The organism is Acinetobacter sp. BD54, from assembly GCF_044778325.1.
GTDB classification, from domain to species: domain Bacteria; phylum Pseudomonadota; class Gammaproteobacteria; order Pseudomonadales; family Moraxellaceae; genus Acinetobacter; species Acinetobacter baumannii.
The window spans coordinates 67,819-89,135 of record NZ_JANJEP010000011.1; the positions used below are offsets into that span (position 1 = coordinate 67,819).

The 21,317-nt window shown below is 35.1% G+C and carries 23 protein-coding genes and 1 pseudogene; 17 read left to right on the forward strand and 7 right to left on the reverse strand.

Annotation, left to right across the window (positions count from 1 at the left end):
• Nucleotides 1–42 precede the first annotated feature (42 nt).
• The 7 genes and pseudogenes from NQ782_RS16290 (at nucleotide 43) to NQ782_RS16320 (ending at nucleotide 6,288) form a co-directional block, all read left to right on the forward strand.
• The gene (locus NQ782_RS16290) at nucleotides 43–453 is read left to right on the forward strand and encodes a hypothetical protein (RefSeq protein ID WP_001009075.1); all 411 of its coding nucleotides are present in this window, start codon (nucleotides 43–45) and stop codon (nucleotides 451–453) included.
• A 9-nt stretch (nucleotides 454–462) separates the two neighbouring features.
• Nucleotides 463–3,198 carry a hypothetical protein gene (locus tag NQ782_RS16295; protein ID WP_000235147.1) on the forward strand — a complete coding sequence of 912 codons (2,736 nt, stop codon included), beginning with the start codon at nucleotides 463–465 and terminating at the stop codon, nucleotides 3,196–3,198.
• 13 nt (nucleotides 3,199–3,211) lie between these two features.
• Nucleotides 3,212–3,607, forward strand: a complete 396-nt coding sequence (locus NQ782_RS16300) for a hypothetical protein (protein WP_000931461.1) — start codon at nucleotides 3,212–3,214, stop codon at nucleotides 3,605–3,607.
• Between the two features lie 144 nt (nucleotides 3,608–3,751).
• On the forward strand, nucleotides 3,752–4,060 hold the full coding sequence (locus tag NQ782_RS16305; protein WP_000753507.1) for a hypothetical protein: 309 nt from the start codon (nucleotides 3,752–3,754) through the stop codon (nucleotides 4,058–4,060).
• 125 nt (nucleotides 4,061–4,185) lie between these two features.
• Nucleotides 4,186–4,674, forward strand: a pseudogene (locus tag NQ782_RS16310) (IS5-like element ISAha2 family transposase); the annotation flags it as partial.
• 204 nt (nucleotides 4,675–4,878) lie between these two features.
• Entirely contained in the window at nucleotides 4,879–5,154 is a 276-nt protein-coding gene (locus tag NQ782_RS16315) for a metal/formaldehyde-sensitive transcriptional repressor (RefSeq protein ID WP_001133625.1), read from the forward strand.
• 21 nt (nucleotides 5,155–5,175) lie between these two features.
• Entirely contained in the window at nucleotides 5,176–6,288 is a 1,113-nt protein-coding gene (locus tag NQ782_RS16320; RefSeq protein ID WP_000842132.1) for an S-(hydroxymethyl)glutathione dehydrogenase/class III alcohol dehydrogenase, read from the forward strand.
• Nucleotides 6,289–6,472: 184 nt separating this feature from the next.
• Here the strand turns inward: NQ782_RS16320 and NQ782_RS16325 are convergent, their stop codons facing one another.
• Both NQ782_RS16325 and NQ782_RS16330 read right to left on the reverse strand, forming a co-directional pair.
• On the reverse strand, nucleotides 6,473–7,177 hold the full coding sequence (locus tag NQ782_RS16325; RefSeq protein WP_001067790.1) for an IS6-like element IS1008 family transposase: 705 nt from the start codon (nucleotides 7,175–7,177) through the stop codon (nucleotides 6,473–6,475).
• Between the two features lie 128 nt (nucleotides 7,178–7,305).
• A complete protein-coding gene (locus NQ782_RS16330; RefSeq protein WP_000644490.1) occupies nucleotides 7,306–7,746 on the reverse strand; it encodes a hypothetical protein in 441 nt (146 codons plus the stop codon).
• A gap of 225 nt (nucleotides 7,747–7,971) precedes the next feature.
• Between NQ782_RS16330 and NQ782_RS16335 the strand changes: the two genes are divergently transcribed.
• Nucleotides 7,972–8,223, forward strand: a complete 252-nt coding sequence (locus NQ782_RS16335; RefSeq protein ID WP_001046277.1) for a hypothetical protein — start codon at nucleotides 7,972–7,974, stop codon at nucleotides 8,221–8,223.
• A 22-nt stretch (nucleotides 8,224–8,245) separates the two neighbouring features.
• Nucleotides 8,246–8,593, forward strand: coding sequence for a hypothetical protein (locus tag NQ782_RS16340; RefSeq protein WP_001024681.1), 348 nt, complete (start codon nucleotides 8,246–8,248; stop codon nucleotides 8,591–8,593).
• A 14-nt stretch (nucleotides 8,594–8,607) separates the two neighbouring features.
• On the opposite strand, the gene NQ782_RS16345 is transcribed toward NQ782_RS16340, so the two are convergent.
• Both NQ782_RS16345 and NQ782_RS16350 read right to left on the reverse strand, forming a co-directional pair.
• The gene (locus NQ782_RS16345) at nucleotides 8,608–10,458 is read right to left on the reverse strand and encodes a hypothetical protein (protein ID WP_001238797.1); all 1,851 of its coding nucleotides are present in this window, start codon (nucleotides 10,456–10,458) and stop codon (nucleotides 8,608–8,610) included.
• A 120-nt stretch (nucleotides 10,459–10,578) separates the two neighbouring features.
• On the reverse strand, nucleotides 10,579–11,004 hold the full coding sequence (locus NQ782_RS16350) for a hypothetical protein (RefSeq protein ID WP_000504198.1): 426 nt from the start codon (nucleotides 11,002–11,004) through the stop codon (nucleotides 10,579–10,581).
• 917 nt (nucleotides 11,005–11,921) lie between these two features.
• Here NQ782_RS16350 and NQ782_RS16355 point away from each other — a divergent pair.
• The 4 genes from NQ782_RS16355 to NQ782_RS16370 are packed head-to-tail and all read left to right on the forward strand — an operon-like array spanning nucleotide 11,922 to nucleotide 14,050.
• Nucleotides 11,922–12,653 (forward strand): hypothetical protein, encoded by a 732-nt coding sequence (locus NQ782_RS16355; RefSeq protein WP_000913725.1) that lies wholly within the window; start codon nucleotides 11,922–11,924, stop codon nucleotides 12,651–12,653.
• Nucleotides 12,640–13,476: a transglycosylase SLT domain-containing protein gene (locus tag NQ782_RS16360; protein WP_000941931.1), complete on the forward strand. Its 837-nt coding sequence runs from the start codon at nucleotides 12,640–12,642 to the stop codon at nucleotides 13,474–13,476. The genes NQ782_RS16355 and NQ782_RS16360 overlap by 14 nt, the downstream gene beginning before the upstream one ends.
• The gene (locus NQ782_RS16365; RefSeq protein ID WP_000420413.1) at nucleotides 13,457–13,795 is read left to right on the forward strand and encodes a DUF1456 family protein; all 339 of its coding nucleotides are present in this window, start codon (nucleotides 13,457–13,459) and stop codon (nucleotides 13,793–13,795) included. Before NQ782_RS16360 ends, NQ782_RS16365 begins: the two co-directional genes overlap by 20 nt.
• Nucleotides 13,796–14,050: a hypothetical protein gene (locus tag NQ782_RS16370; protein WP_032019266.1), complete on the forward strand. Its 255-nt coding sequence runs from the start codon at nucleotides 13,796–13,798 to the stop codon at nucleotides 14,048–14,050. It abuts the gene before it with no gap.
• An 84-nt stretch (nucleotides 14,051–14,134) separates the two neighbouring features.
• Here NQ782_RS16370 and NQ782_RS16375 read toward each other — a convergent pair whose 3' ends face one another.
• The gene (locus NQ782_RS16375) at nucleotides 14,135–15,004 is read right to left on the reverse strand and encodes an IS982 family transposase (protein ID WP_000460543.1); all 870 of its coding nucleotides are present in this window, start codon (nucleotides 15,002–15,004) and stop codon (nucleotides 14,135–14,137) included.
• Nucleotides 15,005–15,172: 168 nt separating this feature from the next.
• On the opposite strand from NQ782_RS16375, the gene NQ782_RS16380 reads away from it, so the two are divergent.
• Genes NQ782_RS16380 through NQ782_RS16390 form a run of 3 tightly spaced genes read left to right on the forward strand, consistent with a single transcriptional unit; the run spans nucleotide 15,173 to nucleotide 15,957 of the window.
• Nucleotides 15,173–15,436 (forward strand): hypothetical protein, encoded by a 264-nt coding sequence (locus NQ782_RS16380; protein ID WP_059246495.1) that lies wholly within the window; start codon nucleotides 15,173–15,175, stop codon nucleotides 15,434–15,436.
• 13 nt (nucleotides 15,437–15,449) lie between these two features.
• Entirely contained in the window at nucleotides 15,450–15,647 is a 198-nt protein-coding gene (locus tag NQ782_RS16385; protein WP_139846613.1) for a hypothetical protein, read from the forward strand.
• A 16-nt stretch (nucleotides 15,648–15,663) separates the two neighbouring features.
• Nucleotides 15,664–15,957, forward strand: a complete 294-nt coding sequence (locus tag NQ782_RS16390) for a hypothetical protein (protein ID WP_059246497.1) — start codon at nucleotides 15,664–15,666, stop codon at nucleotides 15,955–15,957.
• 150 nt (nucleotides 15,958–16,107) lie between these two features.
• Here NQ782_RS16390 and NQ782_RS16395 read toward each other — a convergent pair whose 3' ends face one another.
• Both NQ782_RS16395 and NQ782_RS16400 read right to left on the reverse strand, forming a co-directional pair.
• Nucleotides 16,108–17,025 (reverse strand): hypothetical protein, encoded by a 918-nt coding sequence (locus NQ782_RS16395; protein WP_032019252.1) that lies wholly within the window; start codon nucleotides 17,023–17,025, stop codon nucleotides 16,108–16,110.
• A 315-nt stretch (nucleotides 17,026–17,340) separates the two neighbouring features.
• Nucleotides 17,341–18,444, reverse strand: a complete 1,104-nt coding sequence (locus tag NQ782_RS16400; protein WP_001101324.1) for a hypothetical protein — start codon at nucleotides 18,442–18,444, stop codon at nucleotides 17,341–17,343.
• Nucleotides 18,445–18,617: 173 nt separating this feature from the next.
• On the opposite strand from NQ782_RS16400, the gene NQ782_RS16405 reads away from it, so the two are divergent.
• A complete protein-coding gene (locus NQ782_RS16405; protein WP_000131184.1) occupies nucleotides 18,618–20,879 on the forward strand; it encodes a type IA DNA topoisomerase in 2,262 nt (753 codons plus the stop codon).
• Nucleotides 20,880–21,317: the final 438 nt, after the last annotated feature.

Genomic DNA, 21,317 nt, shown 5'->3' on the forward strand with positions numbered 1-21,317 from the left:
TCATTTATGAAACCTTTTTCCTTTATTTCAGAAATTTGAGTCATGAATTTTCACGGTAATTCACTAAGTCAGATTCAAGATAAGATCCAGATCTTAATTTTTGAAAGTGATAAAGAAGAGTCATTTTTAGGTGAAACGATTCATTTTTATCAGTTCTGGATTGAACTCTTGTTTTTTCTAAATCAAAAGAAAGAGGTTGAGATTGATATGAGCAAAATACAATCATCAGAAGACCTTCAGGATTTGGCAGAATTGGCCTACGGTCACTTATATACAAGCTTCATGGAAAAGTATGGCAATGATTACTACCAGACAGTAAAGCCGCTGCGTGAATATCTTGATTCGCTGCCAGCTTTTAATCCGGAGGATCCTAATTCTTATGAATCTACTGCCACTAAAGAACAACATGCAAAGATCATTTGTAAATTTTCAAATACCGGTTTAAAGCAATAGGGATAAATGATGGCTACACCACGTTTTAAAGGTGCATCGGATAGATTTAAACCGAAGGACCAGCGTGTTGATACACGGGATATCATCACTAAAATACACGTAGCTCTTCAAACGTCAGAAGGGTCGATGTATTTTGCCATAACGATCACAATTGTAGTTTTTGTAAGTTTCTTTTTTCCTTTATTACTCATAATTGCAACGCCAATTGCAATATTGATCACACGTAAATATTTAATACCCCAGCTTCGCTATATCAATATGCCTTATCGGGTGCCGAAGCATGCAAATATGCCAGATGGATCATTCGATGGTGTAGCGCGGAAAGTAAATTTAAGGAAAAACCCTGAAAAAGCTTATGGGCAGGGGGTTTATTATTACGGTATTGACCGTCAAAATCATCAGCAAATCTGGAAAAGTGATAGTGATGAACGTGTACATGACTTGCTAATTGGTACGACTGGTGCTGGTAAAACTGAAACCATTAAGATGGTCTTGACGAATCCATTACTTCAGAATTCTGGTTTTATCTTATCGGATGCGAAAGGTACGACTGAACTTGTAGCCGAACTTATGTATTTACTGACGCGATTCATGCGTCAAGACGATTATCTAGTCACAAACTTCATTACTGCTGGCCGTGATTTGCTGGTACGCCAAGAAGATAAAATGACAAACACATTTAATCTTATGTCGTACACTTCTGCTGCAATGTTGAGTGAACAACTCGTCTACCTTCTCGCGGACTCTGAGGGTTCTGGCGGTGACATGTGGAAGGATCGTACCATTACCTATTTAACGGCCACAACACACTTATTAACTTTTTTAAGGGATAGAGGATTATTATTACTTGAGCCAAAAACATATGTTGAATACCAAGAGCTCAATCAATTAATACGAGCAGCTTACGGGGAAGATTTTGATGATAATTATAAAAATTTTGGTGAGATTTATATTACGGCCGTTTCACCTCTGCGTGCCTACCTTAAATCATTAGCAGGGTTTGATGAAGGTAAACTTTACAAACAACCGGAAAAATGTGTTGAGCAGCATGGTTATGTAATCATGCAATTTACTCGTGCTATTTCAGATCTTAGTTTTAACTTCGGTCATATCTATGGAACCAAATCTGGCGAAATTGATATGTTCGACGTAGTTCTAAACCGTCGTTGCTTGATCAATGTTTTACCGGCATTGCAGAATGCGCCCCCAACAATCCGGATGCTTGGTAAACTTTTTGTAGGCTCTATTAAGCAGATGATGGCAGGAGCGCTGGGGAACCGTATCGATGGCATGGTACGTAATGTCATTGAAGCGAAAATTACGGCTTCAGCGACATGTTTTAAGATTGTTCTAGATGAGCTGGCATATCAAATCGTAAAAGGCCTGTCTGTGATCCCAGCTCAAGCACGTGGTTTGACATTCAGCTTAACGTTTTCAGCGCAAGAGCTTAAAGATATCTTCGTTGCCGATGAAGCTGAAGGTGAAGCGATTGTAGCTAACACCGGTACTAAAACTTTTGGACGTATCAACTCCGGTACGGAAGGTTTATCGATGCAGCGTTTACGTAGTCTGGTGGACCAAGTGACACAGTCAGTAGTAAACGGCTACAACATTGCTTCTTCAGCAATGGGAATAAATTATCAATCTTCTACAAACGTTAATATCGAAAAGCAGGACCGGATTAGTTATCAGGATATTGCATCTCAACAAGAAGGTCAGTTCACGATCGTAGTTGCTAAAAAGATCGATGGTGGTAAAGAGGGTGGTGTATTCGCTATTCATGCTCAAACTATGTTTGTACAACCACCGAAACTAGCAAAGATCCGGTTAAATGATTTTGTTTCGATTGAAAAAGAGCTGACCTATTTTGATAGTAAGAAATATGATAATGAGCTTAAAAACTTTGCTTATCAGTTAGCAGAGAACAAGATCCTCCAAAGTTGTCCAAATTATAAAAAACATGCCATTGGCGTTCTAAATCAGGTCGATACTCACCTTGAAAGTATCAGTAAAATGGCGAAATTATACGAGACTGATGTTAAGTCCGGTTTCTTCGCAATTATGCGTACAATGCAAAATATGCTGGATTCAGTTCAAATATCAGGCTTTAGTGCTCCTTTTTATGAAGTTGTTGATTCAACTTTTGCAAATGAGATCGATGGAGCTCTAGATTCAATATTTACTGAAATTAAACTTGATACTGAAGAAGTCGATGTTGTTTTAAATAAAACAATTGATCACATTCAGGATGAACGTTCTCAGGATCTATTAACAAAAACTAGCGAAACAATTATCGATGAGATCGTCGATCAATACCTAAATTTAGATTCAAGCGAAATAGAGACAATAGAAGCTGTTAATGCATATATCGAAGCACTTCCAAACGTTTACGATGACCAACTTTATAGTGAAGAGTTTGCAACAACGGTTAGAGAGCATTTAAAGCAGCATGATATCTATATTCAATCGTTAGATATTCCATCATTCGAAGACTTATTAGAACTTGATCAATGTGCGGCCGAAGCTCAAAAGAGTATCTTCAGTGATGATTTTGAAGAAGATGATTTATTTTCAGATGCTCAAGAGCGATACAACTATGTAACCGACTTCATTAAATGCAAAAACTTAGTTTTTGAAGAAAAGGAAAAGGAAATCGAATCTGAAGATCAGGAGATCTTGAGCAAGCTGGAAAAGTATCACGAAATTGTATATCGCATGATCAGTGCGAAGCTCAAAGATAAGTAAACTGGAGAACAACATGTTAAATGAGGTTACTATGAGTGCGTACCAAATTAAGCATAATTATGATATTGGTGATCGAGGGATTTTTATTAAATTTCTTGATCAACCTAAAAGTGATGAAGTTAAAAACTTAGCTATTTATTTGCAATTTAAAGCAGAACTAATACTTGATGAAAGTATCACACTGGACAATATGACAATTGCTCAATTTCTTTGGCTTCAAGGTGCAAAAATATTAGATAATAAGCCAGATACATATTGTGTAATTGATATGTATTTTGACCGATATGAAAGATGTGGTGAATGGTATCGGCATAGTTTTAGCGCGTATGATGAAAAATATGGTGAACAAGCATCAAAATTTTTAATTAATAAAGCAAGAGGTAAAATTCTTGAAGGCAATGTAATTTAGTATGAGTTTGATACTACTTGATATGTATCTTTTTAGATGGAACTCTTTTGTATGCCTATACCAGTGTATGAAGAAGTGTGAGTTCTAATTAACTATGCGACATTCCAAACAACCATGCGATAAGGCTTGCTCAAGGGAATTTAGATGAAAAAAACAAATGTCCATATCTTCATTTGGAAATTTGTAATTGGATTATTCTTTTTTAGTTTTCTTATGACTTATGTTCACTCAAATGCTGAAATTACAAATTTATCAATGTTGTTTTATGGGTTTAAGGTAGGTCTGTGGTTTGCAACTATTGCTACCACTTTGATTTGTGTATTGCTCGGTTTAGCAAAGCTCTTAAACAATAAACCTGAGAAAAATGAGCTTATTTACTCATGGTTTTATACATCGACAAAATATACGCTAGTGTTTGTTTGCACATTAGCTGTTGCTATTTTTGTCGCATAGTTAAGTGTAATTTTTTTGGTCTTATCGCAACATTGATTAGTAAATTTGTCGCACAGTTCTTTAGAATATTGAATGTATTTTATTGATATTTTATAAAACTGTCGCTTAGTAAATTGGAACTGACACTTCATATTGGCATCGATGCTGAAACCTTGCAAATACGTGCAGTACAGCTTACTACAAATAATGTGAGCGATTCGCAAGTACTCGGTGATTTACTTGCTCAAATTCCCTTAGATGAACGAATTGATTCGGTCTATACCGATGGTGCTTATGACACGAAGCACTGCAGACAAGTCATTCTAGATCGAGATGCACATGCGCTCATTCCGCCAAGAAAAAATGCAAAACCATGGAAAGATCAGAAATTGAGATCTTTAGAGCGGAATGAGTTACTGAAAACAGTTAAACGTTTAGGAAGAACGCTTTGGAAAAAATGGTCTGGTTATCATCGTCGAAGTTTAGTTGAAACCAAGATGCATTGCATCAAACTATTAGGTGATAAATTAACAGCAAGGAGTTTTTCTAGTCAGGTGAATGAGATTCATGCACGCATAGCCGTATTGAACAAATTTACAGAATTAGGTCGTCCTCATACCCAAGTTGTCACTTGAATTCTGTTCAAATGAGCAGAGTGTTATCTTTTAAATCTTTGTGCAACAAAGCCCATCAGCTCTACGATGTTAATTTAAAAAAAACTAAAAACAGGGATAGAAAATTTTCGCTAAAGAGCTTTTTGATTTTCGATTTATAAAAAATATTGCTTTTTTTATACTATGGGGTACTATAGTATAAAAGCTAGCAAATAAGGAGGTCTGATGCCTAATCAGGTTGAAGACAAAAAAAAGATTCTTCTACGCGTCAGAAGGATCAAAGGTCAGACGCAAGCGATTGAAAAAGCGTTAGAAGACAATGTGGAATGTGGTGCAATTCTGCAACAAATATGCTCTGTGCGTGGTGCTATTAATGGTTTAATGAATGAAATGCTGGAGGTTCATTTAAAGGACACTTTAGTATCAGGTGAAACCACAGAACAACAACGAAAAGAAGAATTGGCTGAAATCGCCAAGATTCTAAAATCATATTTAAAATAGATCTGTATAAGGAATTATTCCATGAAGTCACGTGCTGCCGTTGCGTTTGCTCCTGGTCAACCTCTTCAAATTGTTGAAGTTGATGTTGCACCACCGAAGAAAGGTGAAGTATTAATCAAGATCTCCCATACCGGTGTGTGTCATACAGACGCATTTACTTTATCTGGCGATGATCCTGAAGGTGTTTTTCCGGCTATTCTCGGGCATGAAGGTGCTGGTGTCGTAGTTGAGGTTGGTGAAGGCGTGACTAGCGTCAAACCAGGTGATCATGTAATTCCACTTTACACCGCTGAATGTGGCGAGTGCGTATTCTGTAAATCTGGAAAATCGAACTTGTGTATTTCCGTTCGCGAAACTCAAGGTAGAGGCGTAATGCCAGATGGTACCACTCGTTTTTCCTATAATGGTCAACCGATTTACCACTATATGGGCTGCTCAACGTTCAGTGAATACACGGTAGTGGCAGAAGTATCATTGGCTAAAATCAATCCTGAAGCCAATCACGAACATGTCTGCTTACTGGGTTGTGGTGTCACAACGGGTATCGGTGCAGTACACAACACGGCTAAAGTACAAGAAGGTGATAGTGTTGCGGTCTTTGGTTTAGGTGGTATTGGTCTGGCAGTCGTACAAGCCGCACGTCAAGCTAAAGCAGGACGTATTATTGTGGTTGACATGAATCCAGATAAATTTGCGCTGGCAAAAGAGTTTGGTGCAACGGACTTCTTAAACCCTAAAGACTACGACAAACCAATCCAGCAAGTCATTGTCGAAATGACTGGTTGGGGTGTAGATCATTCATTTGAATGTATTGGCAACGTGAATGTGATGCGTGCAGCTCTTGAAAGTGCACACCGTGGCTGGGGACAATCCGTAATTATTGGTGTAGCTGGCGCAGGTCAGGAAATCTCTACCCGTCCATTCCAACTGGTTACTGGTCGTAAATGGCTAGGTTCTGCCTTTGGTGGCGTAAAAGGTCGTACGCAACTTCCAGGAATGGTTGAAGATGCCATGAAAGGTAAAATTCAATTAGAACCATTTGTGACACATACGATGGGCTTGGATCAGATCAATGAAGCCTTTGATCTAATGCATGAAGGTAAGTCAATTCGTACTGTAATTCATTACGAATAATTCCGTCAGACCTTATAGTTTTCCATGCATGTGCATCATGAATGACATGCATGGAATCCTCTAAAACGGCACATTATCTGTAAAACCGATCTATCTGTGTAGGCATCGTGTATAGGTTCAACAAACCTGCCTGGCACTGTTGCAAATAGAGATTTGAGTCGATGAAGTTCCTTTTTAAAAGTGCTTAGAGACCGAAAACCCTGTTGATTAGACACACTTCACCTTGAGGCTGACCATAATAAAATGACGATGCTTGTCCTTTACGTAGTGCACGCATGACTTCAATACCTTTAATTGTGGCATAAGCCGTCTTCATAGATTTGAATCCTAATGTGGCCCTGATGATCCGCTTTAACTTACCATGATCACATTCAATGACATTATTTTTATACTTAATCTGCCTGTGCTCAATATCTACTGGACATTTTCCTTCTCGCTTTAACCGTGATAAAGCATGGCCATAGGTCGCTGCTTTATCTGTATTGATGACCCGTGGAATTTGCCATTTTTTCACCGTATTGAAGATCTTTCCTAAAAAACAATAGGCTGATTTACTGTTCCGTCTAGCGGAAAGGTAAAAGTCAATCGTATGACCACGTTGATCAACTGCACGATACAGGTAAGTCCATCGCCCCTTCACTTTGATATAAGTCTCATCCATATGCCATGAATGTAAATCTGTAGGATTACGCCAATACCAGCGTAAGCGTTTTTCCATTTCTGGAGCATAACGCTGAACCCAACGATAAATTGTGGTGTGGTCAACATTCACACCTCGTTCAGCGAGCATTTCTTGAAGTTCACGATAGCTGATGCCATATTTACAATACCAACGAACAGCCCAAAGAATGATTTCACCTTGAAAGTGCCGACCATGGAAGGGATTCATCTGCTGTATCTCGAAATAAATAAGATATTTAGCTTATCATGTCAGCCTATTTGCAACAGTGCCTTCTATAATCCACAACTTTTTCTGAAGGGGTTTTAACCAGCTTGCCCCCATTTCTTTTACTTGGTTCAGGCATGTAATGCTCCTAGAGAATCGGGATCAACCTCTAGAGTATCTAAAGCTAGGTTTAGAACAGGTAAAGTTGTAACTGAGAGTACATAAGCTCCAATGTATAAATTTGGCTCATGGTACTGGTTTACTAAGCGATCAAAAACTTTACCTAAGATCAAAACAAAATGCTGAAGCGAAGCTAAATCGTTTTGGTCCTTAATTTGTCCGGTTGCAGACAATAAAGTATGAAGATGCTTCTTAAGTCGAAATGCAGAGCTAATTTGAATAATATTTTTGGCGTTGTTGAGCTTTTTAAGATAGCTCATAATACTTGAGCTTTGATTAATGATAGGGAGTATTTCAGCTTTGATAAGCTCATAGCTCGCTTCAGTTAAGTGAATAACATGAGTCTCAAGTACAGCTTGGTTTTGTACAAAATTTACTGTAATTGCTTTCATAAGTGCCTTCCTCATCAGTTCATCAAGAATCTGACTGTTTTGTTAATTATAAGACCTTAAGTCTGTGTTGTAGATAGATAACAACCTACAATCTCATTTTAGATGAAATCTTAGTTAAGTCAATATAAATTGTACAAAGTACAACTAATTAATATTTCATATTGTAATGCTAACTCTAAACAAATATAATGAATAGGCAAAAATTAAATATTTGGAGAGGGATAAATGAATAAATATAATGTAAAAATTTTTGAAGGTAATAATAGAATTTTGCATAGAACTGTAAAAGCTGGTTCGATTGAAGCTGCATACTATTGTGAAAATATTATTAATAATCTTAAAAAAGAGGTAGGTGTTTCTGTATTAAATTTAACTTACAGTACTATTTATGAATTTCAAGGAAGTGCAGAATTATGGCTTTCAAATACTAAAACTGGTAGAAAAATGTTTAGGTTGGAAGCTATAATAGTTTCGTAAAATATAAAATAAGGTATCAATTATGAACATTAATTTAAAGTTTATTATTTGGCATTATCTCATTCCGATTATTTTCCTAAGTATTTCTTTTTTTTATTGTTATTGTATTTTTTGGCTATATAGTGATGAGATTAATAATAGTATTCTAACCATTCTTGGTACTATTGTCTTTATAGAAGGAAAGGATCTAGATAGATTTATTTCTCCTCTCAATTGGTCTACGGTTGAAGGTGCTTACTCGTTAGTTCAATTTATGCTTGCTAATGTTACAGTTTTAGGCGTTAAATTTGTTTTTTGGGGATACCCTTTTTGTAAACTAGGAATTAATATTCTAGAGAAGCAGCAAATGCACGCTAAAACTGCTCACTAAGAGCAGTTTTTTTATTAAGTTCTCTCATAACTTAGAGATTTTTGATTTTCAAACTGGTTAACTTGTTTGTTTTCCATTTCGCTAATTGTTTCTTTACAAAGCTTGAGTAATGTTTTGCTCCACCGTGGTTCCGCTTCATCTGTTGCTTCAAATATATTATCTTTAATATTTGTGTAGATGTTTACTTTTTCGGCTCTACTAATGGGTAGATATCCAATGAACTCAATTGTGTTTTTAAGCATTTCTTCTGCTTTTTCCTTTTTAGAAGCATCTATAATGGTGTTGTTGGAAGCATAAAAGATTGCTTGTAAAGTCATATTAACCCGATTTAGAGCTTCTTTTTCATTGTTATTTCTTATCTCAACTTTATCGCTCATCAGGTTTAATGCTTGATCCAGATCGTGCCATCCATTTTTCTGACAAATTACTTTAAGCATAGGTAGGACTTGCTTTTGTTCATTGCTTGAAACAGCTTGAACAATATCTTTGGCCATACTTAAATCGACATCCTTTTCCTTCTGATTCTCCATGAGGTGTATTAACCACGAAGTAAAGATTGCTGGATCTAGAGCTGCTGTCGTTTTCTGAATATTGATTTGAGGTTTATGAATGTTTGCGGATGCCATTGCTGGCATTTTAAAATTTGACATATTACGGCTTTGGTTGAATTCTGCGATATCGATAAGCTGTTGTTTAATGATCTCTCGGCAATGCTGTGTACCGTACTTCAGTTCAAGATCATTCCAATCAGAGAGCGTTAACTCATCCTTTTTGATAGGAGGTATTAGTACGTATCCGGATACAGCTTGAGTTGCTTCATATGCTTTTATTAACCCTCCATTTGTCTTGGTGTTGCCATTTAATTGTTCATTTAAATCATTATCAGCGGCAATATATATGGTGGTATCTGGCCATTTGTTTCGTATTGCTATTGCTACTGAGATTAATGACTCTTTATCAAAAGCTGCGATAGTATTAGGTTTTTCTTTACAGATCCTTGCAAAACTTTTTCCAGTGGCAAAACCTTCAGTGAGTGCAAATATTTTTTCATCTTGCGCTGGCAATCTGTGAATTGGGCAAAAAACTCCATCTTTCCGGCCATGAGTTAAATTCCCTTTAAAGAATTTTAGTTTACCGGTCTCTCTGTCTTGTAGTGCTGAGATAAGCTGGCAATTCTGGATTTTTAAATCAACGTCGTAATATGCGTTAATCAAGGTAGGTCTAATGTGATGATTTTGGAACCATGCGTGCTGAAAATATTTGGGCTTGATATAGTCAATATTTAAACCTTTCGCTTCAGCTTTTTTTACTACTCGGCTAATAGCAATATGGAGTGATTTAGCAAACAATGGTTGCTTTTTAATAATGCGAACAAGGTCTAAGTTGTATCCTTCAGGAAATGCGGCTTTATTTTTAAGATAAGGGTGTTCATGTATGGACTGAACTGGCTGGGCTCTGTTGTATTCAATGCGCGACCATGTCTTAGCAATGCGTTGTAAGGTTCTCTGAAAGCGATGATTTCTACGCATTCGAATTTCGTATTGTTTCTTTTCCCTTTCCAATTTTCTGAGTTCTTGAGGTGATAGATTGGACTCTTTCTTTAACAATTTGGGATCTAGGTGCCATACCTCTTTATTGCCGGTATTATAATTGCCCCAAATTACACTAGGCACGTCAAAAGCGAAATTTAATCTGTACCACCCAGACTTTGAGTGCTTATTCTTTTGCGATCGCTTTAAGCATTTAACGTAATGGCGGGTGCCATCAACTTTTAGTTGATCCGCTGTGATGTCTAATTCAGCCGTTTCCCTTAAATAGTTGGCAAAAATTTGACGTGCATCATATTCGGAAATATTTAATCTCATTCCCATACCTCAATTGTTGTGTTCCTAGCATCAAGGTGTAGATGTCTAGGTGATTTATATAAAAAGGGTATTAGTTATGCGATTTTAACAGGAATATGAATTATTTGCTTTTGTTTAATGTTAATTTCGATGATGTTTTGCGAGTGTCTTTTTTAAAAAGTAAAGAATAGAGAGGGCTTCAATGTGGGTAAGTTCCATTTCCATAAAATGATCTAAAAACTCAATTTTTATGTGTGGCGGTATTTGACGTTCTTTTTCTAAATTAAAATAAAAGTTATATAAATAATGCTTTAGATCATCCCTATAATTAATTTTATAGAGGTCATCAATATAATTTTGGCATATAAAAACTAGTGTATCGGCCATTTGGGGTGATAGTGACTCTGGAAGGTTGCTCTGAACAATAGAAATATAATCACAAAGCATTTTATTGATATGCATAGACCAAGAAATTTGATCTTGGTCATTTTCTTTGCTTGTACGAGCCAAACTTTCTATGTAGTTCGAAACTTCGGATGAAATGGAAATCTTTCTTTTTTCGCCCATGATTAAGCAAGCTTGATTAATTAAGATCTATAGTAATATTTTTTAGTAAATATAGCCAAAAAATCATTACTTACAAGCTTTAAAAAAGTGCAGTCTTGAGATTAAAGTCATTAATGATTAATTGAGGTTGTACAGTCTTAGGATCTGATTGAGTGCTGCTCCAATTCTGCTGATAAGATAGGTAAAAGAGCCCAACATTCTTCAACTCATGATCATACGATTTAGAGGAAGATGTAAAGAAGCTGTGCTTTTTTGCAAGAGATACGGTGTATAAATTAGAAAAATCCAAAATAAGTTTTTCGTTCTTTTGGGATGAGATTTTGCTATTTCCTCTTAAGTTTTTGTAATCAATATAGAGGTCAACACAATAGTCCTTGCTGGTTAGAGTTGTGTTGACTTCATTGTTGTTAGTCACAACTCCAATGTAGGGGCGATCACATTTGTAAAAACCAGCATGTACTGGAATGAAGAATATATCTCGTATAGCACAAATCCAAAAAGTCAAAACGACTAGGGTTATAAAGATTATTAAGCATATGATCTTTAAGATCTTAACTAATAGGGCTGTATTCATACGTTGACCTTTAGATATATTTTTCTATTAACAGTTCTTGAAAGTAATTTATAAATCCAGATAACCCTAAGATCTTATAAAGCAAAATCTGAAGAGAAATTAGAAGAATGTAACGAAAGAAAAAACCATGAAAAATGGATGGGACATTAGGGAAAAACCATTTGATTTTAAAAGGAAAGTAAATTAAAAATGCTTGAGCTATCAAAGCCAATATTCCGTAAAGTAGAAACATGGAAAAGCCTAATCAAAATATTTTAAAAAAATTATAGTGCATAAATTTAAAAATAACATTAAAATATTTTAAAAAATTGATACTGCAATTTTTTAAAAAAGGGCGTTCATTATGCTGAAGAAAATTGGTAAGGCTTTTGTCTATTTGTATGTGACGTTGCCATTGAAAGGTATAGCTGGAAATTTAGGTTATAAACACCTGAAAAATGACTATGAATTCAATAAACAACAGTATAAAAGTCTAAAGAAAATACATTGTCCTGCATGCTTCAAGAGCATTGTTCAAACATCGCAAATCAAGCTAACTGATAATGAAATTGTTGAGCACAAAGCTCCAGCAAAAGCGGTTAAAGTCACGTTAAAATGCGCTAATCCTGAATGTTCTTTTGAGAATTCATTCATTTCGGGACCTAGTAAAAAAGAAATTAGTGAAAAGACTAATAATGCAATTTTGGCAGTTGGCCGCGAAAGTGCTAAACGGATCTTTGAAGTAATTCCGGTTGGTCAAGTAAATAATTCAATTAAAGAACATTATGAAATGGCGATTATGTTAAGAAATATAAGTATTTTTTGCGTAATCGGTTGTTTTGCATTTACTTTTTATCAGATTTTTTTCAAGGATAACTCATTATTTTTCACTGCCTTATCTGCCTTCTCGTGGCTAGTTATAGGGTTAGGAATATTTCTTAATGCCCTTAAGTATTCACATAAGTCATGGCAAGCACAGACTCTAAAGGTATTTGAACAGCAGTCTCAGTTTTATTTTTGGTTTAAAAATCATGCATGGTTTTCAAAACCTAAATACTGGCGTATAAGTGGAGAAAGGAAAAATGCTACAAAGTAAACGACTTTTCTACTTTCTTGGTTGTATGGTGTGTGTGTCTGGCATAACGAATGCTAAAGTTCCACAAATGAGCTCCCAGCAACTTGGTTTATATGCAAATCAGCTTAATGGTTCTCCAAGAGCCAATATTGCTAATAGCGGTACTATTAGCAATCAATCGAGTAATCCTAAAACTGTTGGATCTAGTTCAGCAGTTTTACATCAAAGAAGAGCTGGTAATTATACGACTGTAAGTTACACCAATCCTCCAACTCAATCGCCTGAAGTTAAGCAGCTTGAAATTGTAAAACAAAGCCAAACATCGAATACAAATTGGGTTCAAGAATATGCATTTAGAGCGAGTGTAACTACGCCCGAAGTTGTACAGAATTATAGTTATCAAAAACCAAATATTAATATCAATTATGTGCGTGGACGTGAAGCTAACTTAACATGTGTAATCGCTGCGGCTCGTTCGGAAGGTGTGCCTCTTTATGTGCTATTGGGAATTCAAAGTAAAGAAAGAGGTAGGAATGGTGAAGTTAATGCGACCAATGACATGGGGCATTTCCAAGTAAATAAGCAGCATTTTAGAAATGGAGGAATGTTTAACCCACAAGACATGGAGAGAGCTCGTACAGATGGGTGTTATAACGCTGTACTGGCCGCTAAAATATTACGTGATCGACTGAGTACTAAGGTTGCATCTGTAGATTTCTGGACTCGCGCCGCAGCTTATCATTCATGGACTCCATCTGTGAACGCAAGATATAGACCAGATCTAATAAGATATTCTATGCAATGGAAACAGTGGTTGACACAAAATGGAATTAATCCGAATTAAAGGTTATGAGGGTAAAATGGTTCAAAATCGTATTTCTCAAAATTACATCTTTAAGAAACTTGTTCACTTAACAAACCTTAATGATGATATTGAAACTTTGATAACATTGTTTAAAGAGAAAGATATCGTGGTTGATTCAACTTTGATTGAATCGTGGTTAAGCGAAGAGGGTCAACCTAACTTTAAAGAAATTTCAGAAACAAATTTATTTTCCTTTTTTGAAATTCTATTTAGCATTAAAAAGGAAGCTTTATATAAAGATATAAACTTATTTGATTTAAGTTATATTTTTGAAGATATTAGAAATAGTGAGGCATAAATGGAAAGTTATGATAAAGAACTATTAAATCAGTTGGGAAAAATTGAAAAAGAACATATACCTCAGTTTTTATCAGCTAAATTCTATAATGAATGGTTCCTTAACAAATTCAATCACCTCTTTGAAATCCCATTGTCATTTGAGGCGGCAATTAAGTTAGACGCAATTCGTAAAGTATATTATCAAAAAGAGCTTTCAGAAATTATTGATGAGTTAAAAAAGCAACCTTACTGGCAGCAATTTAAACCTATTTAATATTTGTAAATCTTAATCATTATTTTGAATAAAGTGCGACATATTTTGACGTTGTAAGTCATTTTAATGTAACCCGAATCTTGTTTAAGCCGATATTTCCATAATACGAATCATCGGCTTGTTTTGATGACATATTTGATAAGCACATAAAGATGCATAAATACCAGCTAAATAGCCTGCAACACTTCTCGCTCTAGTCGTCACTAGATTGTACGCCCCTTTCAGCAAACTGAATAAAGTTTCTATTTTATTGCGTTGTTTCAGATGGTATTCATCTGCTTTTGATAACTGTATAGATTTCATGTTCTTTCGGTGATAGGTAATTAAATCAATATCTTGTACTCTTAATTTGCTCTTTAATTCATGACTAATATAGCCACGATCAGCATACAATTTAGCAGTCATTCCTTTGACTAACTGTTCAACCATTTTTATATCTGCTGTATGCCCATTTGATAAAGCTGTGCTGAGTATTTCACCTGACTGATTCATAAGTACATGCAACTTACAACCAAAGAACCAACCCATAGAACTTTTACCACGAGTTGCAATTGCTGCTAGCGATTTATGTCTTTTTATTCGCTGATTTTTACAGACAGCCAATGTCGTTGAATCGATCCATAAATAAGAACTTTGCTGATCTTTCATCAGGGCGAAATGTAAGGCATGCAAAGCCAGTTGATGAGTATTGATCAGGTAAATCATACGTTGGTAACAAGGCAGGCTTTTGAATAAATGAAAATAGTTATGTCTCAGTGCCGTAAAGAATGCTTTAAAGTTATTGAAATGTGAATGTTTATACCAAATTGCAATAAAGACAATTTCAGAAATACTGAGCTGTGCAGGGCGAATTCTTAGGCATTTAAGATTTTGCTTTAAGAATTTCCAGTAAATTGATTCAAATTTTAGAAAGAAATCATCAATTATACAGAATAATTGGGTACTATCGAACATAAGGACTAGAGTCGTAAGTTTTGTGTGGTAACTCAACTGATGGCTCCAGTCCTTCTCTTTTTCAAGTCTATGGCTTATCCGTGATTCAGGTTAATGTAAGCCCAATATTTATACTGCTTTTAAAGGCGATATAATACATTCAATGAAAAATATAGTGAGAGAATATATATGGCAAATCTAACTAGCTACAGTAAAGAACAATTGTATCAAGATTACCAAAACGCATCTCGAAGTTTGGCATATTCTATGTGGACTTTAGGAGCCGTAACAGTTATATATCATTTATTAAAATACAAAGAGTTAGTAGAAACAGTGGGTATCACGCCTGAGAAAATTGGATATGCTATTTATTTGGTAATATGCGTAGGTTTTATCTTATATAAATATTTAAAAGTCCAAAAATACAGTAAGCTGATAGATGAGCTTAACTAGAAAGGTTTTAAAATTGAAATTTGATATTAAAAAAGCCTTTACTTTAAAGCCTTTTGACGAAAGTGAAGATGAGAGTAGAGATGAATTTACTGGAATTAAAATAAGAACGTTCTTAATTTATTTTGCTTTCTGTTGCAGTATTGCAGGGTTTTCTGCTGTGCTGCTTTTTCCTATGAGTGATACTCCAATTATTTTATTTTCATATTGTTGAAAGAGCTATAGAGCTTTTGATTCTTCTTCAAACAAAGCAATCAGCAGAAGATGGAGTTAATAGACCTCATCCGTTAGAGTTTGATAGATCGAAAGAAATTGATAACTTTTCTCTTGATATACAAGAAGTCATCACATACTTACTCCTTTCAAAAGAAAACAACAAATCTATTGATAGGCTCACTCAAATTGGTAAAAAGCTTATTGAGTCAAATAAAGTAAATGAAAACTTTGATGTAAAACTTAGTGAAGTTGCACTAGATTATATTGAAAAAGAGTATGAATCTTTATTACTCAACAATGTTTCATAAGATTCACTTTTGATTGATCTAGTATGAATCTTTATTTTTTATGGATTCGATAGCGTTAAATAAAATCAAGGGTTTGAGAGTAAGCCAGTATGATACTTTTTTACTATCTTACACGTATAAAATAAAAAAGGCCCAATTAGGGGCCTTTTTTTATCTTAAGCTTAATCGGCAATAATCTTGCAGGTTGTCTTTGAAATCTAGACATACATAATTTATAGATTTTTGAAACTGGTTAAATAGGAACTTATTTAAATCAGAGATACTTAATTCATCAATTATATCTAATAAAGCTGCTTTAGACTCTTCATAAATTTTAAGGCATTTCTCTAATGCGAACTCCGGATCTGAGCAATCTACAAAGCTCAACGTACCATCTAAAAAAGATAAAATTCTGTTTGATAAGAAGTTGTTGTAATAGCTTTCAATATTGCTTTGTGATTGTGCCAAGCACTCCAAAAAGCGAACTATAATTTCAGTATTTAAATGACCACTGAACGTAGTTAAAAGTTGATCATGTGCGTCAACAATTCCATACCCTAAACTAATACGATTATTTAGCGCGTTAGTTGAATTGAACACTAATGGGTTGCCTTTTAGATCCAGCGCAATAAATTGTTCACCATCTTTGAATAGTTCCTTTTCTTCAACTGTTTTTTGAACGGCGCTAGCAATCAACAACATCTTTGATAGCTGCTCATTAATAAGATCTCTTGAAGATGCAGAAAGGTCTGTATGTAACGGAGTGAAATTTTTTATACAATGCTGAATTTCTATGCCAATTTGTTTCTCATTATAGTGATGTGAATTCTGGAGGTTGAAAATGTTATATAACGAGATATTTAAAATTAAATCGTCATTATCAGAAATCGAAATCTCTTCAGGAGTAGCGACTAATACTGTTGCAACACATTCACTATACATCTTTTGTAAGTGTTGTTCGCAGAAGTGAAGGATAGAAGGGATGTAAGACTCAACCTGAGAAAACTTTTTTAAGTTCAAGCAAGCAATAATTCTTGGTTTATGGTAACCAACTAAAGGATCTATTCCGAAATTGTTATTAAACAGCATAGAATTGCTCGGCATATATACAGGCTAAGTTTGTTTCTTTAACTACCAAATGAGCAAACTTGTTGACTCACGAAGTAAATAAGTTCAAATCATAATGATTATAAACTAACCAAAGTTTAAAATTTTGAAAAATGTTTCAAAATTGTATATTTGTTAACAAATCGTACAGAACGATCCGCTTTTGTGTAATTTTACCGAAAAATAGAGGTTATGTGAACGAAATTTGTATCAAAATTAAAAATTAGATAAATTCAATTATCTGATTTTGTAAGGTAAATATAAGAAAGGCCAAATTTTAGTTTGGCCTTTTTCCTTTTATTTTAATGAATTAGAGGCATTGAGCTCATCAAAGAAATTATTAATTTGTTCGTCGATTTCGACTGGTGAGTTCATGCGTGGGGGCATAAATTTAAGGCGAATTTCATAATCTTGAATATAAGCTGTCCAGTGAACACCTGTTATTCTATATTCAGTTTTGGATTCATATTTTTGCTGACGTGCTACGAAAGCTCGATAATCTACTCCGTATTTGACGCCTATTCGCCACATTTTATGATTAGCTGGTGCATTTACTCTATATTCACCTTTCTGCCAATAAGCAGCCTCTAGATCCTTAAATGAGGGCTTTTTAGTTACATTCTGTCGAGTAGAGTTCTTAGTAAAATTATCAATAGCAATTTCATCTGTACATATTGACGAAATTAGCGAAATAACTGGAGCAATTTGTTCATTTAGTTCTTCTGGACTTTCCAGATTAATACCCCATTTGAACTTGATTTGTTGACTCACTTTGCCAGAGCGTTTTATGTCGAAAACGATCGTAGGGAGAGGCTTGAGCAGAGCCAAATTATTTTCTTCAAATGGGTTATGAGTGTCTAATGTAATAATGAGTTGGTCTGGTAGAGTATTCTTTAATGTGTCTATGCTAGTCGAAGAGAGATCAAGGACTGCATACACACCATAAACCTTATGATCTGCAATTTTTAAAGGTGTTGCTAGATCAATGTAGATACAACCTTCTGGTAAATTAGTCAAAAGGTGGTGATCAAGATATTTCCCTGCTGAATGTTTAATCAAACATTCAAATGTATATTCATCAAATCGATAAATACTTTTTGTGTATCTCCATGTAAATGCTGCAACAAAATTTGCGAAATATGCATCGATTACAAATGGATCTTTAGTTTTATTTATTTGCACTTGTTCATATAGTTTGGCCATGATGGTTGGTCTTAAGACTTCTTGCCATAAGCTTGTTGGTAAAAATACACTTGGATGCCACTTATATTCTGTTATTGGTGCATTTAGGCGGCCTTTATTTATTGATTTTGTGTCTGCAACTGTTTGATAAAATGTTCGTTTAACATGCTCAAATATATGTTCAATTGTTGCTAAATAATCGAGTGGTTTAACATTCATAATTTATTCAGGCCCTTCATGTCCTTAGACATATTAAGTTTGTCTCGATTCTATCATTTAAAAATTGACACTTTAAAAAAATAAATTGAAAAAATACATAGGTAACTTATCATCTATACTTGAATACACAAGTTCAGATCGCTGGCGACTGAATGATAAGAAGGAATGTAGTAATGACTGATTTAGTTATCGTAGAGTCATCTAATAAGGTTGACTCTATTCAGGGCTATCTAGATAGCCTTTTTGGTCGAGGTAAATTTAAAGTTTCATTTAGTAAGGGGCATATTCGGGACTTACCTAAAGACTCACTAGGATTAACTGCCGAATATACACCTAACTATGTATTTAATGATTCTGGTGCAAGTCGTGTAAGAGAGCTAAAAGCATTAGTTGAGAAATCACAAAAAGTATATCTTGCTACGGATCCGGATCGAGAAGGTGAGGCTATTGCATGGCATCTTAAAACGGTTCTCCGGCTTAACGAAAATTATGGTCGAGTTACCTTTCAAGAGATTACAAAGACAGCAGTAGCACAGGCTATGGGTAACGAGCGTAAGTTAAATATGCAAGTTGTTCAAGCACAAGAAACACGAAGAATTTTAGACCGAATTATTGGATACATTGGGACACCGGCTTTTACTTTAATATGTGGTGAAAAACAGATTGCTGGTCGAGTTCAAAGTAGCATCGTATGGTATCTAGTCGATCTTGAAAATAAGATCAAACAATTCTCTTCGGTCTTGCACTTTGGTGTAACTTTCAATTTTGGTTCTGTAGATGAGTCTTGGGAAGCAAAATGGGATACATCAAATTTCATAACTAAGTTAGATCCTTTTGTAATTGATCGAAAGCTTGCTGAAGAAGTTTCTAAATTACGTGAATTCACTGTAGAAACTTTTGAAGAAAAACCAGAGAAAAGTTCTCCACCAGCTCCTTTTACAACTCCCACCTATCTACGAGCTGCACACGTTCAATTAAAACTTAAAACGAAACGAGCAATGGAAATTGCTCAAAAATTATTTGAAGATGGCCACATTACTTACATTCGTACTGACAGCCCAAATTTAAGTGATGATGCAATTCAAGCCATTCGTGAATTTGCACTGAAGAACAAATTACCTATACCGGCAACACCACGAAAATTTAAATCTAAAGCTTTGGCACAGGAAGGTCATGAAGCTATCCGACCGACTGATTTTAATCAATTGAAAGTATCAGATGATTCAACCATTCAGGCGGTATATCAAATGATCTGGTTGCGTTCAGTGGCTTGTCAGCTTGATGACGCGACATTCACAGCGCGTATTGTCCGTATGAAAGGTCGCCAGTTAGTGCAAGGTAAAGAAGTCTTTGTTAAAGCTCGTGGACGCAAACTAATTGATCAAGGCTGGTTACGACTTACTGCAAAGCTAAACTTTTCTGAAGACGAGAATGAAGATATTCCGGAAGACGCTGCTCAAGAGCTGAATAATCCAGTGCCGTTATTACAAAAGGCAGGGAATTTAGTTGCATTAAAGTCAGATCTGAATGAGAAAAGAACCGAACCCCCACGTAGGCATTCTGAAGCTAGTCTCATTAAATTCATGGAAGATGTGGGTATAGGTCGCCCATCAACTTTCGTAAGCATCGTTTCAAAAATTATTGAACATGGTTATGTACACTTAGACAGTAAAAATAAAATACATGCTACTGATCTGGCTCAAAGATTGGTTGGGAAAATTTCAAACCAATTTGAATTTTGCAATCTCAAATATACAGCAGAGTTAGAAGGAAAGTTGGATCTCATTGCACATGGTGAAAACATAGGTAAGAGGCTATTAAAAGAGACACATCTCAAAATTGAAACCCAAGCAAAAGAGTCTATTAAAAATTTAGATCAAGGTGGACCTAAACAATATTGTTCAAAGTGCTCAGAACAATTGGTGAATATGACAAGTGCGAACGGTAAGTCTTATTTCAAATGTACAAATTTGAAGTGTGGTCACATGATGATGAATCAAGATGGGATAGCAATTGATAGAGAATCGCTTACCTCAGAATTTAAGTGCATTGTGTGCGAGAGTGGCCTAATTTCGCGTTCAGGCCAAAATGGTGAGTTCTTTGGATGCTCAGGTTTCTTCAAGAAAAGAAATAAATGTACAGCCAGTTATCAAAAGAAACCAGACGGTACACCTGACTATCAAGCATTCCTTGCCAAAAGGGAGCTGAAGGAATCTAAGCAAGAACAAGGTGAAAAACCTATTCCTAAAAATACAGAGAAAAAGGAAAAAGAATTTAACTGTCCGGAGTGTAAATCTCTACTCCAACAACGTACTGGTAAATCAAAAACAACAAACAAGAAGTGGGAGATTTGGTCGTGTTCGGCCCCTAATTGTAAAAATGAATATTGGGGTGAGCGAAATAAACCAATTTTCGATAAAAAGATCGTTAAATGAATAGAATTTGAGGTGAAATCGTGGATATAGTAAACACATTGAAAGCATACTCATTGAGTGAGAAACAATATTTTCAGATCAATAGTATTCTACTGCTGGTACTCGTAATTATATTAGGTGTTCTTGCAAAAGGCTCCTACAATGGTGTGCTGACAAGCTTGAAGGTATCTCTGTATATACAATGTTTTATTTGTATTATGATGCAAGTCGTAGCAGTGATGGCAAATAAAACTTCACATATAAAATATTTATTACTTGGCAGTTATTTTTTCCTTTTCTGTACAACGTTTTATTTAGATAACTTCTTTTATGGGAGTACTGCCGGATTTTTTGTGAGATTCTTATGTGTCTACAGTATTTTACAAGGCTGTTTTATTATCTGGCTTTATGAAAAAAATAAGTGAATATATTTATACAGTCTTATACTATGTATAAGAC